The organism is Pseudomonas koreensis, assembly GCF_025447595.1.
Lineage (GTDB): Bacteria > Pseudomonadota > Gammaproteobacteria > Pseudomonadales > Pseudomonadaceae > Aquipseudomonas > Aquipseudomonas koreensis_H.
In genome coordinates, this window is sequence record NZ_JAOEJU010000008.1 from 182687 (window position 1) to 197673 (window position 14987).

The window sequence follows — 14987 nt, forward strand, 5'->3', positions numbered from 1 at the left end:
AATGCAAGACGTCGTCATTGTTGCCGCCACGCGTACCGCGATCGGCAGTTTCCAGGGATCGCTGGCCACCGTCTCCGCCGTGGATCTGGGCGCAGCGGTCATCCGTCAGTTGCTTGAGCAGACCGGTCTGGACGGTGCTCAGGTCGATGAAGTGATCATGGGCCAGGTGCTGACCGCCGGCGCCGGCCAGAACCCGGCGCGCCAGTCGGCGATCAAGGCCGGCCTGCCCCACGCCGTACCGGCCATGACCCTGAACAAGGTTTGCGGCTCGGGCCTCAAGGCCCTGCACCTTGGCGCTCAAGCGATCCGTTGCGGCGACGCGGACGTGATCATCGCCGGCGGCCAGGAAAACATGAGCCTGGCCAACTACGTGATGCCGGGCGCACGTACCGGTCTGCGCATGGGTCACGCACAGATCGTCGACACCATGATCAGCGATGGCCTGTGGGATGCATTCAACGACTACCACATGGGCATCACCGCCGAGAACCTGGTCGAGAAGTACGAGATCAGCCGCGAGCAGCAAGACGCCTTCGCCGCCGCCTCGCAACAGAAAGCCGCCGCGGCCATCGAGGCCGGTCGTTTTGTCGATGAAATCACCCCGATCCTGATCCCGCAGCGCAAAGGCGATCCGGTGGCATTCAAGGTTGACGAACAGCCACGCGGCGACACCACTGCCGAATCCTTGGCCAAACTGCGCCCGGCGTTCAAGAAGGACGGCAGCGTCACCGCCGGCAACGCTTCGTCGCTGAACGACGGCGCCGCCGCCGTGATCCTGATGAGCGCCGAAAAAGCCAAGGCCCTGGGCCTGCCGGTACTGGCGAAAATCGCCGCCTACGCCAACGCGGGCGTCGACCCGGCAATCATGGGCATCGGCCCGGTTTCCGCCACTCGCCGCTGCCTGGACAAGGCTGGCTGGAGCATCGGCCAACTCGACCTGATCGAAGCCAACGAAGCCTTCGCCGCACAATCGCTGGCGGTGGCCAAGGATCTGCAATGGGATCTGGACAAGGTCAACGTCAACGGCGGCGCCATCGCCCTCGGTCACCCGATCGGTGCATCGGGCTGCCGTGTGCTGGTGACCTTGCTGCACGAGATGATCAAGCGTGATGCGAAAAAGGGTCTGGCGACCCTCTGCATCGGCGGCGGTCAAGGCGTGGCCCTGGCGCTGGAACGCGCTTAAACGCAAAACAGGTTCAACAGCGGGCGGCGGATCCACGACATCCACTGCCCGTTGGCAACAAACCCGGTACGACTCACGTCGCACCGGGTATTTTTTTGTCTGCGTCCTGAAAGATCAGGCGGCCAATTGCAGAATCAGCCAGGCATTCGCCCCGCTGATCACCACAAACAATCCCCACGCGAGAATCTTGGTCGGCAACCGGTTCACAAACGGCCCCATCAGCCGTTTGTCGTTGGTCATGCGAATCAGCGGATACAGCGCAAACGGCAATTGCAGGCTCAACACCACTTGGCTCAGTACCAGCAACTTGCCCACCGCGCCATCGCCCATCAGCCACACGCCGATGAACGCCGGAATCAGCGCCAGCCCACGGGTGATCAGGCGCCGCTGCCAGCAAGGGATCCGCAGGTTCAGATAGCCTTCCATGATCACTTGTCCGGCAATGGTGCCGGTGAAGGTCGAACTCTGCCCCGACGCCAGCAGCGCCACGCCGAACAGCACACTGGCCAGCGCGCCGCCCACCAATGGGTCGAGCAAGTGATAGGCGTCCTGGATGTCGACCACGTCGGTGTGCCCGGACTGATGAAAGGCAGCCGCCGCGAGAATCAGGATCGCCGCGTTGACCAGCAACGCCAGCGCCAGCGAACCGATGGTGTCGATGCGCGCCAGTTTTACCGCGTCCTGCTTGCTGGCCAGATCCTTGCCGATCAACCGTGTCTGCACGATCGAAGTGTGCAGGTACAGGTTGTGCGGCATGACGGTGGCGCCGAGGATGCCAATGGCCAGATACAACGGCGCGGCATCGCCAATCGCCGACAGCGACGGTTTGAAGCCTTGGGCGACGTCCGGCCAGTAAGGTTTGATCAACAGCAGTTCAACGAAAAAGCACACGCCGATAGTGGCGACCAACACCAGCATGATCGCTTCCAGCCGCCGGAAACCGCGGTTTTGCAGGGCCAGCACCAACAGCGTGTCGAACGCCGTCAGAGCGATACCGAACGTCAGCGAACACCCCAGCAACAGGTGAAACGCCAATGCGCAGCCGAGTACTTCCGCAAGATCGGTGGCGATGATCGAGATTTCCGCCAGCACCCATTGCAACCTTGCGGTCGGAGTGCTGTAGCGCTCGCGGGACAGCTGCGCCAGATCACGCCCGGTGGCGATGCCCAGCCGCGAGCACAGGCATTGCACGACCATGCCCGCCAGACTCGCCAGCAACACCACAAACAACAGGCTGTAGCCGAAGCGCGAACCGGCCTCGATCGCGGTGGCCCAGTTACCCGGATCCATGTAGCCGATCGACACCAACAAACCGGGGCCGGCAAAACGCAGCACGCGTTTGAAGAACGAGGCGTTCGGATCGACCGAGACACTGCCGGCCACTTCCGGCGGACAAAACGGCGCGGTGGCGATTTTGGGCAAGCTGAATTTCACGCACACATCCAGAAACAAGTCGAAAGACGCAGCTTAGACGTTTCAGTCGGCGCGCCCAAGAGCAGATGTGCTGTGCTCAGGGTTTCGCATTGCCAAGCAATTGCTGGCGCAATTCGGGGCTGCGCGTGCGCGGGTCGAACCAGATGTCGAAAAACGCTCGGGCGAACTGCGGGTCATCGATTTCATGCTGCAACTGTTGACCGACAAAGAACCGCGCGCCCTGCCCCGGCAGATACACCCCGGTGATCCGCGTACCGGCCTGGACGTCGACAAACGATTGCTGCATCTGGGTTTGCCATACGGCCAGTTGCACCGGGCTGAGGGACGCACCGGCCAGACGCCTGATCTCATCGACGCTGGCCTTCACCAGATCGTCGCGAGAAATGGAGCGTCGGTAGATCAGCTCAAGGGCAAACGGTTGACCTTCGGCCAGCGGTCGCGCCGCGCTCCACAAGCGGGCGTTGTAGACGTCGAAACCGAACACACTGAAATCGCCGGTGCCGATGATCTGTGCGCCGGGCACCGCGTCCTGCCAACTGGCCCAGGTGGGTGTCAGCAACAAGGCCCACAAGCCGATCCCGCAGCATCCACGCAACACCTTCGTTGTAGTGCTCATCGCGGCATCGACTCCGGCAAACCCTGATACTCAGAGCATAGTCCGCTATCGCCTTCGGCATTTTGTATACATGTTTTGCATGCACATGCAGCAATCCGTGAACGACAATGCTAACGTGGTCCTCATTCACCCGACGGAGACACCTGCGTGCTGATCCTCAAACTGCTGCTGATTCCCGGTTTTTTGCTGCTGATTTCCTTGGCCGGGAAGCGTTGGGGCCCCAGCGTCGCCGGATGGCTGTCGGGGTTGCCGGTGGTAGTCGGGCCAATTCTGTTTTTCCTCGCCATCGAACAAGGCCCGGCGTTTGCCGCGCAATCGGCGGTCGCGGCGCTGTCGGCCATGTTTGCGATGATCGCCTTTTGCGTCACCTATGCGCAGGTGGCGCAGCGGGCGAAATGGCCGCTGGCGTTGGTGGTTTCCTTATCGGTCTGGGCCGTGCTGGCGTTGATCCTGTCGTTGATTCCGGCCTCTCTGCCTTTCTCGATTGCCGCCGCTGCGACTGCCCTTCTTGCCGCGCCGTACCTGTTTCCCAAGGTGCAACCAGTGGTCAGCGGCCCGGCGCCGAAGTCGGACAAACTGGTCTGGCGGATGATCGCCGGGGCGGCGTTGACGCTGGTGGTGACGATGCTGGCCAGCACCGTCGGCGAGCGCTGGAGCGGATTGCTCGCGGTGTTCCCGGTGCTCGGCAGCGTGATGGCGGTGTTTTCCCAGCAGACCCGTGGCCCGGCGTTTACCGCCGCGTTGTTGCGGGCGACGGCGACGGGGATGTATTCGTTTTCGGCGTTTTGTCTGGTGTTGGCGCTGACGGTTCCAAGCCTGGGCTTCGGTGGTTTCGTGGTGGCCGTGGCCGTTTCGGTGGCGATGCTGGGCGTCACCCGGCAGTTGCTGGCCAAACCCGCGCCGGCACCGTCGCCGAACTGAACCCGCCCGGACAAACCGCTCTGGAGTGCCGGGTGTGCTCCGTGGGATGATCGCCGCCCAAGCGCGACCATCCCTCGGAGATTCGAATGTCATTGCTTAGCAAGAAAGCCGTCGTCCTGTTGCTGGCGGCGGTGGCCGGTTTCGGCGCCATCAATGCTCAGGCAGCCAAGGCCAAAGAAAAGGCTGTCACCGAGAAAGTCTCGATGCTCGACGGCAAATTCAGTTTTGCCCTGCCCAAGGGCTTTGTCGGCGACCCGCTGCCGGCCGGGCCGACCGGTGCCAAGGGCACCATGTACAGCAACGACGCCACCAAGACTGTGGTCATCGTCGCCGAAAACCAGATTCCCGAAGGCAAAAACGTCAAGGACAACGACAGTGCGTTCCTCGACGGCACCATCTCCGATTTCATCGACGCCCAGCGCAAGGCGCTGCCTGACTTCAACAAGCTCAGCGAAAAGAGCCTGACCCAGAAAGGTAATGGCCTGGGCCTGCGTCAGGTCGACAGCACCGCCACCCAGGGCGGCGGCCAGACTCTCAACACCACGCTGCTGGCTGGCTCCGGCACGCGCATGGCACTGGTCCAGGTGATTTCCCGGGCCAGCGACAAGAGCGGTCACGAGGCACTGGTGAAAACCATCCTCAAGGAAAAGTGATCTTCACGGGTTGAGTTGCTGCAACCAGTCGTTCAAATCCCGAAGCTCGGCCGCGCTGATGCTGTGGCCGACGCCGGGATAGGCATGAAATTGCGGTTTGTACGACAGCTTCTGCAACAACGCATCGGCCTCGGTGCCACCGCTGTACGGCACACGGTCATCCGCCGTGCCGTGGCCGATGAAGATCTCCAGCGGCGGATGCTGTTGCTCTGACTTCAGCTCGCTCTTGAGCACCGGCAACACCCGCCCGCTCAACGCCGCAATCCCTCCGACCGCCGCCGGCTGCCGCAGCCCCACCTCGTACGTCATCATCGCGCCCTGGCTGAAACCGATCAGGTACACCTTGTCCGGTTGCGCGTGATATTTCTGCGCCGCAGCGGCGATAAAGGCCCGCAGTTTCTGGCTGCTGGCCTTCAGATCATCGGTCTCACCGTTGTAGGCCCCTTCGCCTTTCTTGCGAAACCACTGGAAACGCCCTTCCCCCAACGCCATCGGTGCCTGCACCGACAGGTAGTTGTACTGCTTGGGCAACTGAAATTTCATACCGATCAAGTCTGCTTCGTTGCTGCCATAGCCGTGCAGGAAAATCACCAGCGGACGCTGTTCGGCGTCCGGGTGCACCTGGGCCATGTAATTGAGCGGCAGATCGTTTTGCAGCGAGGTCTGAGCCTGAACGGCAGTGGACGCCAGCAGCGTCAACAGCGCAAACATCTTCAACATAAGCCTTCCTTCACACAGTGCAGGGTTCGGGGCAGAGCCTAACACTGTGATCCGGATGATGGGGTGCTGCAGATGCCGCCATCGTGAGCAAGCTCGCTCCCACAATTGACCGCATGCTACTGAAACAACACCATCTCTGTGGGAGCTAGCTTGCTAGCGATGAGGACATCAAATTCAGCGAAGATCCTTCAGTCGTTAATCAGCTTCCCGACTCGGATCGGCTCGCGCCCCGCCACTTTCGCCTGCCAAATTCCCGGCTGGGTGTAGCGTCCGCGATCAATGGCGAACAACACACCACTGGTGCCGGCGCACACGGTGGTCACGCGATCCTTCAGCGGATCGACCACTTCGAACAGCGCATCGCCGCGCTCAACCCACTCACCGGCATTGCGCAGGAAACTCACCACGCCGTGGTGCGGGGCGAACAGGTATTCGGTGCCTTCGAACGGCATGCCTTCGCAGCATTCCTCTGGTGCTTTCGGCCATTCGCCGCTGATGAAGCCCTGTTCGGCCAAAAAGCCCAGGATCGCCTCACAATTGGCCTGAGCCTGATCGACGCGAGTGTCGCCCATGCTGCCCAGTTCCAGGGTGGTGGCGAGGTTGGCCGGCGGAATCGCCGCGTTCGGGAAAGCCCGGGCCAGGCGCAACCACGGCGAGGAGCACGATTCATCGAACGAACTGCCGCCGGAGTCTTCACACAACAGCGCCACGCCAGCCTTCAGCCGTGCGGCGAGGGATTGCCACTGTGGCCAGTGCTGCGGCAGTGCGTAAATATGAATCGCGGCGTCGAAATCGCAATGCAGATCGAGGGTGATGTCGGCCTCACAGGCGTGGCGCAGCAACAGACGGTGCAGCGCTTCCAGTTGCGAAGCGGGGGCCGGCAACTCATCGAGCACCTGACCCATGGTCTGGCGGATCAACGCGATGTTGGCCTGGGCATCACCGCCCAACTGATCCCCGATGCGCTCGGCCACCGGCGCGCTGAGTTCGACGAAGGAGCGGTTGAAGTTCTTGCCGCTGCCCAGCTCGAAACGCCCCATGTGGCTGCCTTGCAAATGCTGATCGAGGCCGATCGGGTTGGCCACCGGCACCAGTTCGATCACGCCCTGCAACTGACCGTTGGTTTCCAGCGCGGCCAGGCGCTTTTTCAGTTCCCACGCAGTGCGCATGCCCGGCAGTTCATCGGCGTGCAGGCTGGCCTGGATGTAAACCTTGCGCGGGCCGGCGCCGTAACGGAACACGCTCAGGGAACGTTCGCTGCCCAAGTGGCTCCAGGGCAGAAGATGATCGATGCGTTGCATGGGGAAGGACTCCAGAATGCCGGATCACTGAGTTCCCTGTGGGAGCGAGCCTGCTCGCGAAAGCGGAGTATCAGTCGAAGACGATGTTGAATGTTAAACCGCATTCGTCGGAACGTCGCCCGGAGCAAACTCGCGCCCACAAAGTACTCACGTCAATGAAACAAGCATAAAAAAGTGGCCACCGCGTCAACGGGGCCACTTCTTTTCTACGGCGTATTAATGGCCGTACACGTCAAAGTCGAAGTACTTGTCCTGCACTTGCTTGTACTTGCCGTTGGCGCGGATTTCGTTGATGGCGGTGTTGAATTTCTCCGCCAGCTCGGTATCGCCTTTACGCACTGCGATACCAGCGCCGCCGCCGAAGTACTTGGCGTCTTCGTAGGTCGGGCCGACGAACTCGAAGCCTTTGCCGGCGTCGGTTTTCAGGAAGCCGTCGCTCAGGTTGACCGAGTCGGCCAGCATCGCGTCGATACGGCCGGACACCATGTCCAGGTTGGCTTCCTGCTGCGAGCCGTAACGCACCAGTTCGATCCCGGCCGGCACCAGCACTTCGGTGGCGTAACGGTCGTGGGTACTGGCGCGCAGCACGCCGACTTTCTTGCCTTTGAGCTCGACCAGCGGGTCTTTCACGCCGGAGCCTGCCTTCATCACGAAGCGCGCCGGGGTGTGGTAGTACTTGATGGTGAAATCGACGTTTTTCTTGCGGTCGTCAGTGATGGTCATCGAGGACAGGATCGCGTCGATCTTCTTCACTTTCAGCGCCGGGATCAGACCGTCGAACTCTTGCTCGACCCAGGTGCATTTGACTTTCATCTGCTCACACAGCGCATCGCCGATGTCCACGTCGAAACCGGCCAGTTTGCCGTCAGGGGTTTTCATCGAGAATGGCGGGTAACCGGCTTCGATACCGATACGGATCGGTTTGGCGTCTTCGGCCACGGCGGTCAGGGACAACATCGACAGTGCCAGGGCACCGAACATTACCAGCTTTTTCATTTATTACTCCCGTGTGCGGAGGCTTTTATTGGCAGCTTTCAATTGTCAGGTTCGGCCTTGGGCTGTGCAGCGCAAAGAAACCGAAGTGGCCGGCAGTCTATGGCGGCGCGCAAGGGGCAAATTGTTTTTAAGCGACAAATACTTACAGAAAATCGGCGAGTGCCATCACGTGGGAAAAGTGTGCGCCAGAGCGGTGCAAGGCTTGTAGGACAAAGCCGACAAAAGCTGCCGCCGAAGCGGCAACCCTCCGGTTATCAGCAATCGCAAGCGATCGGCGCGGTGGCGATGCGCAGTGTCGCAACACTCAACTGAAAGCCTTCATCCAGCCAACCGGTCACCCCGCCGATCATCTCCTTGACCGGATAACCCAACGCCGCCAGCTTCACCGCGGCCTTGTTGGCGCCATTGCAGTGAGGGCCGGCGCAATAAACCACGAACAGTGTGTTTTTCGAGTAGTCCACTAACCCTTCCGCCGTCAGCAAACGCCCCGGGATATTGATCGACCCGGGGACATGCCCACGCTCGAAGGCCAGCGGTCCGCGCACGTCCACCAGCACAAAGTCGACTTCGCCGGCTTCCTGGCTGCTGAAGACGTCGGAACAATCGGTTTCGAAGGTCAGACGGTTGCTGAAATGCATCAGGGCAATGGCCGAAGGGGCAGCAGGAATTTCGCGAACCAGGCTGGGCATGTTGAATCACTCCTTTGTCTGTGGGGATGAACAGACTTTATCGAGCCGCCGCTTGTCGCTACAGTGGCGCACAAGACACTCACCGGGAATTTTCCGCCAAATGCCTGATTCACCTGGATTGGTCACGATTCTGGCCTACGACGGCCTCTGCACATTCGAGTTCGGCATCGCCGTGGAGATCTTCGGCCTGGCCCGGCCGGAGTTCGATTTCCCGTGGTACGAGCACTGCATCGCCGCCGTCGATCAAGGCCCGATGCGCGCCATGGGCGGGATTCAGGTGCTGGCGGACGGTGGTCTGGAATTGTTGGCGGATGCGCGCACCATCATCATTCCCGGTTGGCGCGACCGCAGTGCGCCGGTGCCCGAGGCCTTGCTCGAAGCATTGCGTGGTGCCCATTCACGCGGCGCCCGGTTGCTGTCGATCTGCTCGGGCGTGTTTGTGCTGGCCGCCAGCGGTCTGCTCGACGGGCACGGCGCCACCACTCACTGGCGCTACACCTCGGAGCTGGCCGAGCGCTTTCCGGCCATCGATGTCGACCCGGACGTGCTTTACGTCGACTCCGGCCAGTTGATCACCTCGGCCGGCAGTGCGGCCGGGATCGACGCCTGCCTGCATCTGGTGGCGCGAGACTTCGGCACCCAGATCGCCAACTCGGTGGCACGAAGGCTGGTGATGTCGCCGCAGCGCACCGGTGGTCAGGCGCAGTTCATTCCGACACCGGTCAGCCCGACGCCGCGAAGTGACCTGTCGCGAGTGATGCAGTGGGCCCGCGAGCGCCTGCACGAACCGCTGGAGGTACGCGATCTGGCCAGCGAAGCGGCGATGAGCGAGCGCACTTTCCTGCGCAAATTTACCGAAGCCAGCGGCCAGTCACCCAAGGCCTGGTTGCAACACGAACGTCTGGCACGGGCGCGGGAATTGCTGGAAAGCACGCCGCAGAACACCGAGCAGATCGCCCTGCGCTGTGGCTATCGCTCGGTGGAAAGCTTCCGTGTGGCGTTTCGCAGCGTGGTCGGCGTGCCGCCGTCGGTGTATCGCGAGCGCTTTGGTCGTGAGATCAGATCTACTTTTTGAGTTGAACTCACAGCCCTCTTCGCGAGCAAGCTCGCTCCCACAGGATCAAGTTGCTATCTGTGGGAGCGAGCTTGCTCGCGAAAGCGCCTTTCCCAGGCAACATGTGACTCAAGGCTTGCGCAACAGATAAGTGTCCATGATCCAGCCATGCTCGGCCCGGGCAGCCTTGCGCACCCGTTCGATCTCATCGGCAACGTCGCCGAGCTTGCCATGGATGAGGATTTCGTCCGGCGTGCCGAGGTAGGCGCCCCAGTAAATCTCTGTCTCCTGATCCGCCACGTGGTGGTAGGAATCTTCCGCGTCGAGCATCACCACCAGGCTGTCGGTGTCACTCACCTGCCCTGCCGCCAGGCGCCGGCCAGTGGTGATTTCAATCGAGCGGCCAATGGTGTTCAGAGGCACCTTGTGCTGTGCCGACAAGGCCTGAACGCTGGTGATGCCGGGGATCACCTCGAATTCAAACGCGCATCGCCCCGAAGCCAGAATTGCCTGCAGGATGCGAATGGTGCTGTCGTACAGCGCCGGATCGCCCCACACCAGAAAACCGCCGCACTGCCCGTCAGCCAATTCGTCATTGATCAGGCGTTCGAAGGTTTGCTGCTTGGCGCGGTTCAGATCATCGACGCTGGCGCTGTAGTCCACATCGCCGCGCTCGCGTTCCGGGCTGTGGGCTTCGGCGAAACGGTACGTACGATCGGTGATGTAGCGTTCGCAGATTTCGCGACGCAGGTCGATCAGCTTGTCCTTGCTCTGGCCCTTGTCCATCAGGAAAAACACGTCCACCCGGTTCAGCGCCTTCACCGCCTGCATCGTGATGTAGTCCGGGTTGCCGGCACCGATGCCGATCACCAGCAATCGCTTCATTACTCTGCTCCGTCCAGATTCATGCCGGACAAGCGTAGCCGCCAGCGCCCGGTAAACCGCAGATCGACCACCGCCAGCGGCTCGACATCGATGCTGTGAAACGCCTCGCCCTGCACGACCTGCATCAATGCAGCGCGAATCACGAACGGATGGGTAACCGCCACCACGTGACCCTGCGTGGCTTGCAGTGAAAGCAGCCACGCCGCCACTCGTTCACGCAGTTGCACCACGGACTCACCGCCATGGGGGGCGGCGTGCGGATCTTCGAGCCAGGCTTGCAATGCGTCGGGTTCGTTCCGTTGCAAGTCCTTGATCGACTGACCTTGCCACCGTCCCCAATCGCAATCACGCAGTGCCTGATCGATGTGCGCTTCAGGGCCAAACCACGCCGCCGTCTGACGGGTACGCAATTCCGGGCCGCAAATCAGACGGGATGCCTTGTCGAAACGCGAAGCCAGCGAGCAGGACGCCAGCAAAGTTTCTTCAACAGGTTCGCTCGTAGGAAAACACGCCAATTTTTGTGCGACTGTTCTGGCATGGCAGATCAATGTCAAACGGGTGGTCTGCACGGGGAGTCACTCGATTGGAATAGGTGAAGCTCATCGTCGAAAGAGCTGATGTAGCGGCAATTGTGCCGTAAAGCGGGAGGTTCCGGGCAATCGACTAGGCAACTCGAGCGCGTGGAAGCGGCAATGTCTGACACCACTATGGGCAATGGACTACAAGACTGGTCGACATCCGTGTAGCCCTTGCGTTACGGGCTTCCCGCCCCATTTTGGGGCCTGGTTTAAACGCTGAAAAATTCGCTAGACATGTAGCGTCAGTTACATAAATACTGTTTTAACGGATTGTGAAGCGAATTCAACACCCCATCCAGCAGGAGCCCGGATGCCCCCTTTAAGAGACCTGATCACCGACCCCGGCCTTGACCTGACGCCGTCGGAGCGCAAAGTCGTTCGCGCCTTGCTCGATCAGTATCCACGCAACGGGCTTGGCCCGATGGCGCGCCTGGCCGAACATGCCGGTGTCAGCGATCCGACCATCGTGCGGCTGGTGAAAAAGCTCGGCTTCGGTGGTTATGCCGAATTCCAGGACGCACTGCTCAGCGACATGGACCATCGCCTGCGCTCGCCGCGCACCCTGTTGCAGCCGCGCTCGCATCAGAACAAGGACGACGCCTGGAGCCATTATCTGGCCCACAGCCACAACCTGCTGGCGGAAACCCAGGCCCTGACCCAACCGGAAGACGTGCGGATCCTCGCTGACTGGCTGCTCGACACCCGGCATCAGGTCTACTGCTTCGGCGGGCGTTTCAGCAGCCTGATGGCAACTTACCTGCTCAATCATTTGCGCTTGCTGCGCCCCGGCTGCTTTGCACTGGAGGACAACGCGCAACTGCCGGATCGCCTGTTCGACCTTCAACGCCAGGACGTGGTGCTGGTGTTCGACTATCGCCGCTACCAGACCCAGGCCTTGCGCGTAGCCAGCGCGGCAAAGAACAGCAATGCTCGCGTCGTGCTGTTCACCGACATCTATGCTTCGCCGCTGCGCGAACTGGCCGACATGATCATCAGCGCTCCGGTGGAGTCGGCCTCGCCGTTCGACACCATGGTCCCGGCGCTGGCCCAGGTCGAGGCATTGATCGCCTGTCTGACCCTGCGCTGCCCGGACCTGGCCGATCGCCTGGAAGGCATCGATGCCCTGCGCAACGACTTCGACACCCACTTGCTGGAGGATAAATAAGGATGTTCAGCCTTCCCCATCGCTCGCCACGGGACCTGCCGTTTGTCACCGACCACACCGCCCTGTTGCTGGTGGACATGCAGCGTGCCTGGCTCGAACCACAGTTCGACCCGCACCTCGAAGGCCCGGACGCCGCGTACTTCCTCAACCGCACGCGCTCGCAAGTGGTGCCCAACCAGATTCGCCTGCTCAACGCCTTCCGCGACGCACGGCAGAACGTGCTGCACACCCTGATCGAAAGCCTGACCGCCGACGGCCGTGACCGCTCATTGGATCACAAACTGTCGGACATGCACCTGCCCAAGGGCAGCCCGCAGGCTCAGGTCATTGCCGAGCTGACCCCGGCGGAAAACGAAATCGTGCTGCCGAAGACCTCGTCCGGGGTCTTCAACTCGACCAACATCGACTACGTGCTGCGCAACCTTGAAACCCGCCACCTGATCATCGCCGGCATCGTCACCGACCAATGCGTGGACATGGCCGTGCGCGACGCCGCCGACCGTGGCTACCTCGTCACACTGGTGGCGGACGCCTGCGCGACCTACAACGAAGCACGCCACGACGCCTGCCTGAACGCGATCAAGGGCTACTGCTGGATCACCGACACCGACACCGTGCTCGGCCGGTTGCAGGAGATGCAGCCATGAGCGAACGCCTGTCGCCGTTGCCGATGACCACCATCGTCACCACCGACCTGATCGGCGTCACCCGTGGCCGTTCGTTTCCCACCGATGAGCTGGAGCACTATCAGGCCGCCGGTTGCGGCTGGGTGCCGGCCAACAGCGCGCTGACGCCGCAGGACATCATCGCCTCGACCAGTCCGTGGGGCGCTTATGGCGATCTGCGGCTGATTCCCGATCTGGCCAGCCGCGTCACCGTCGGCAACGGCCCGGACGCCGTAGCGCCAGCGCTGGATTTCATCCACGGCGATATCCGCGAAACCGATGGCCGGCCGTGGGCAGCCTGCCCGCGCACGCTGTTGCGCAACGAGGTCGAGCGCTATCGCGATGAACTCGGCTTGCAGGTCAACGCCGCTTTCGAACACGAATTCAATCTGCACGCCGGGTTTGCCGAACATCTGGCGTTCTCGCTCGAAGCCCAGCGCCAGGGCGCCGAATTCGGTGGCTGGCTGCTCAGCGCTCTGCGCGCCGGTGGCGTCGAGCCGGAAATGTTCCTGCCCGAATACGGCAAGCACCAATACGAAATCACCTGCCGCCCGACCCTTGGCGTAGCGGCGGCGGATCGCGCGGTGAACGTGCGCGAGATCACCCGCGAGATCGCCCGGCAAATGGGCCTGGATTTGAGCTTTGCGCCGAAGACCGCCGCCGACGCGGTATGCAACGGCGTTCACCTGCATGTCAGCCTGCTGGATCTGGCCGGCCAGCCGATGCTCTACGACGCCGGCACCAGTAATGGTTTGTCGACTCTCGGCCAGCACTGGGCGGCGGGTGTGCTGCATTACTTGCCGGCGCTGTGTGCGTTCACTGCACCGACGCCGGTGTCGTACGAACGTTTGCAGCCGCACCACTGGAGCGCGTCCTACGCCTGCCTCGGGCAACAGAACCGCGAAGCGGCGCTGCGGATTTGCCCGACCGTGAGTCTGGGCAACAAACCCGTGGCGAAGCAGTACAACCTGGAGTTCCGCGCCATGGATGCCACCGCCTCGCCGCATCTGGCGATGGCCGCGCTGCTGATCGCCGGACGCCTGGGTATCGAGCAGCGTCTGGCGCTGAACGCGATCACCGATGAAATCCCCGATTCACTCAACGACGAACAACGCAAGGCCCGGGGCATCGTTGCCCTGCCCGCCTCCCTGGCCCAGGCACTGGATTGCCTGCGTCGCAGTGAAGCGCTGGTCGAAGCGCTGCCAAGCGCGTTGCTCGAGACTTTTTTCGCCCTTAAAACCGAGGAACTGGCGCTGACGGAACAGCTCTCGCCCGCTGATCTATGTGAGCACTATGCACGCCTGTACTGAATCCGCCGAGCTTGGGTTGTACACCCGACCGGTCTACAACCTGAGCCGTGAAGATTCGACGCACCCGCTGATTCTGGTGTGCGAACACGCCAGCCGCTACATCCCTGAGGTCCTGAACAATCTGGGCCTGGATGAAACGGCTGCGCGCGAACACATTGCCTGGGACATCGGTGCCCTGGCGCTGGCCGAGCAACTGTCGGAGCAACTGGGCGCGACGCTGTTGAGCGCCAACTATTCGCGCTTGCTGATCGACCTCAACCGCCCCCGGCATGCGCCCGACAGCATCCCGGCGCAGAGCGAGATCTATCAGGTGCCGGGCAACCGCGAGCTCGACGAGGCCACCCGCGAATACCGTCGCCAGTGCCTGTTCAAGCCGTTTCACACGCGGCTGCAACAACTGATCGATGCACGTCTGGCCGAAGGTCGGCCGGTGCGGGTGGTAGGGATTCACAGTTTCACCCCGGTGTACTACGGCCAGCCGCGCGAGCTGGAAGTCGGCGTACTGTTCGGTCAGGCCAAGGCCTACGCCCAACGGATGCTCGACGGTCTGGAACGACATCCGCTGAAAGTCGCCGGCAACCAGCCGTACAAGATCGACCCGCTGGGCGACATGACCGTGCCGGTGCACGGCGATGCCCGAGGCCTGGAGTCGGTGCTGATCGAGGTGCGCAACGACCTGCTGCGCAGCCCGGAAGCGGTGACCCGCTGGGCGAATTATCTGGCTCCACTGCTGTAAGAATTGTTGTAACCACTGCTGACGCTGTAAACGACGGACCGATATAACAACTAAAACGACCGATTGGCTGACAAGGAGTTG

The 14987-nt window shown here is 61.8% G+C and carries 16 protein-coding genes; 8 read left to right on the forward strand and 8 right to left on the reverse strand.

The annotated features are described in order from the left end of the window. Position 1 precedes the first annotated feature (1 nt). Positions 2-1183 (forward strand): acetyl-CoA C-acetyltransferase, encoded by a 1182-nt coding sequence (locus tag N8H71_RS13040; RefSeq protein WP_007956270.1) that lies wholly within the window; start codon positions 2-4, stop codon positions 1181-1183. Positions 1184-1297: 114 nt separating this feature from the next. On the opposite strand, the gene N8H71_RS13045 is transcribed toward N8H71_RS13040, so the two are convergent. After that, on the reverse strand, positions 1298-2566 hold the full coding sequence (locus tag N8H71_RS13045; protein WP_431768313.1) for an Nramp family divalent metal transporter: 1269 nt from the start codon (positions 2564-2566) through the stop codon (positions 1298-1300). A 127-nt stretch (positions 2567-2693) separates the two neighbouring features. Then, on the reverse strand, positions 2694-3233 hold the full coding sequence (locus tag N8H71_RS13050) for a chalcone isomerase family protein (protein ID WP_262194305.1): 540 nt from the start codon (positions 3231-3233) through the stop codon (positions 2694-2696). Positions 3234-3380: 147 nt separating this feature from the next. Here N8H71_RS13050 and N8H71_RS13055 point away from each other — a divergent pair, with 147 nt between their 5' ends. Both N8H71_RS13055 and N8H71_RS13060 read left to right on the forward strand, forming a co-directional pair. Further along, positions 3381-4154, forward strand: a complete 774-nt coding sequence (locus N8H71_RS13055) for a hypothetical protein (RefSeq protein WP_262194306.1) — start codon at positions 3381-3383, stop codon at positions 4152-4154. An 86-nt stretch (positions 4155-4240) separates the two neighbouring features. After that, the gene (locus N8H71_RS13060) at positions 4241-4807 is read left to right on the forward strand and encodes a hypothetical protein (protein ID WP_262194307.1); all 567 of its coding nucleotides are present in this window, start codon (positions 4241-4243) and stop codon (positions 4805-4807) included. Between the two features lie 3 nt (positions 4808-4810). Here N8H71_RS13060 and N8H71_RS13065 read toward each other — a convergent pair whose 3' ends face one another. The 4 genes from N8H71_RS13065 to N8H71_RS13080 all read right to left on the reverse strand — a co-directional run bounded on the left by N8H71_RS13065 (position 4811) and on the right by N8H71_RS13080 (position 8513). Continuing rightward, on the reverse strand, positions 4811-5527 hold the full coding sequence (locus tag N8H71_RS13065) for an alpha/beta hydrolase (protein ID WP_262194308.1): 717 nt from the start codon (positions 5525-5527) through the stop codon (positions 4811-4813). 188 nt (positions 5528-5715) lie between these two features. Next, complete coding sequence (locus N8H71_RS13070) at positions 5716-6828, reverse strand: succinylglutamate desuccinylase/aspartoacylase family protein (protein WP_262194309.1); 1113 nt, start codon at positions 6826-6828, stop codon at positions 5716-5718. A 216-nt stretch (positions 6829-7044) separates the two neighbouring features. Continuing rightward, complete coding sequence (locus N8H71_RS13075; protein ID WP_007956251.1) at positions 7045-7824, reverse strand: ABC transporter substrate-binding protein; 780 nt, start codon at positions 7822-7824, stop codon at positions 7045-7047. Positions 7825-8078: 254 nt separating this feature from the next. Beyond that, positions 8079-8513 carry a rhodanese-like domain-containing protein gene (locus N8H71_RS13080; RefSeq protein WP_262194310.1) on the reverse strand — a complete coding sequence of 145 codons (435 nt, stop codon included), beginning with the start codon at positions 8511-8513 and terminating at the stop codon, positions 8079-8081. A gap of 100 nt (positions 8514-8613) precedes the next feature. Between N8H71_RS13080 and ftrA the strand changes: the two genes are divergently transcribed. Further along, complete coding sequence (gene ftrA / locus N8H71_RS13085) at positions 8614-9588, forward strand: transcriptional regulator FtrA (protein WP_262194311.1); 975 nt, start codon at positions 8614-8616, stop codon at positions 9586-9588. 108 nt (positions 9589-9696) lie between these two features. Here the strand turns inward: ftrA and cobF are convergent, their stop codons facing one another. Further along, positions 9697-10452 carry a precorrin-6A synthase (deacetylating) gene (cobF, locus tag N8H71_RS13090; protein ID WP_262194312.1) on the reverse strand — a complete coding sequence of 252 codons (756 nt, stop codon included), beginning with the start codon at positions 10450-10452 and terminating at the stop codon, positions 9697-9699. After that, positions 10452-11021 carry a histidine phosphatase family protein gene (locus tag N8H71_RS13095; RefSeq protein WP_262194313.1) on the reverse strand — a complete coding sequence of 190 codons (570 nt, stop codon included), beginning with the start codon at positions 11019-11021 and terminating at the stop codon, positions 10452-10454. The genes cobF and N8H71_RS13095 overlap by 1 nt, the downstream gene beginning before the upstream one ends. A 319-nt stretch (positions 11022-11340) precedes the next feature. Here N8H71_RS13095 and N8H71_RS13100 point away from each other — a divergent pair, with 319 nt between their 5' ends. Genes N8H71_RS13100 through N8H71_RS13115 form a run of 4 tightly spaced genes read left to right on the forward strand, consistent with a single transcriptional unit; the run spans position 11341 to position 14906 of the window. After that, complete coding sequence (locus N8H71_RS13100) at positions 11341-12195, forward strand: MurR/RpiR family transcriptional regulator (RefSeq protein WP_085607603.1); 855 nt, start codon at positions 11341-11343, stop codon at positions 12193-12195. A 2-nt stretch (positions 12196-12197) separates the two neighbouring features. Next, the gene (locus N8H71_RS13105; protein WP_262194314.1) at positions 12198-12842 is read left to right on the forward strand and encodes an isochorismatase family cysteine hydrolase; all 645 of its coding nucleotides are present in this window, start codon (positions 12198-12200) and stop codon (positions 12840-12842) included. Then, the gene (locus N8H71_RS13110) at positions 12839-14170 is read left to right on the forward strand and encodes a glutamine synthetase (RefSeq protein WP_262194315.1); all 1332 of its coding nucleotides are present in this window, start codon (positions 12839-12841) and stop codon (positions 14168-14170) included. The genes N8H71_RS13105 and N8H71_RS13110 overlap by 4 nt, the downstream gene beginning before the upstream one ends. Next, positions 14154-14906: an N-formylglutamate amidohydrolase gene (locus N8H71_RS13115; RefSeq protein ID WP_262194316.1), complete on the forward strand. Its 753-nt coding sequence runs from the start codon at positions 14154-14156 to the stop codon at positions 14904-14906. The genes N8H71_RS13110 and N8H71_RS13115 overlap by 17 nt, the downstream gene beginning before the upstream one ends. Positions 14907-14987: the final 81 nt, after the last annotated feature.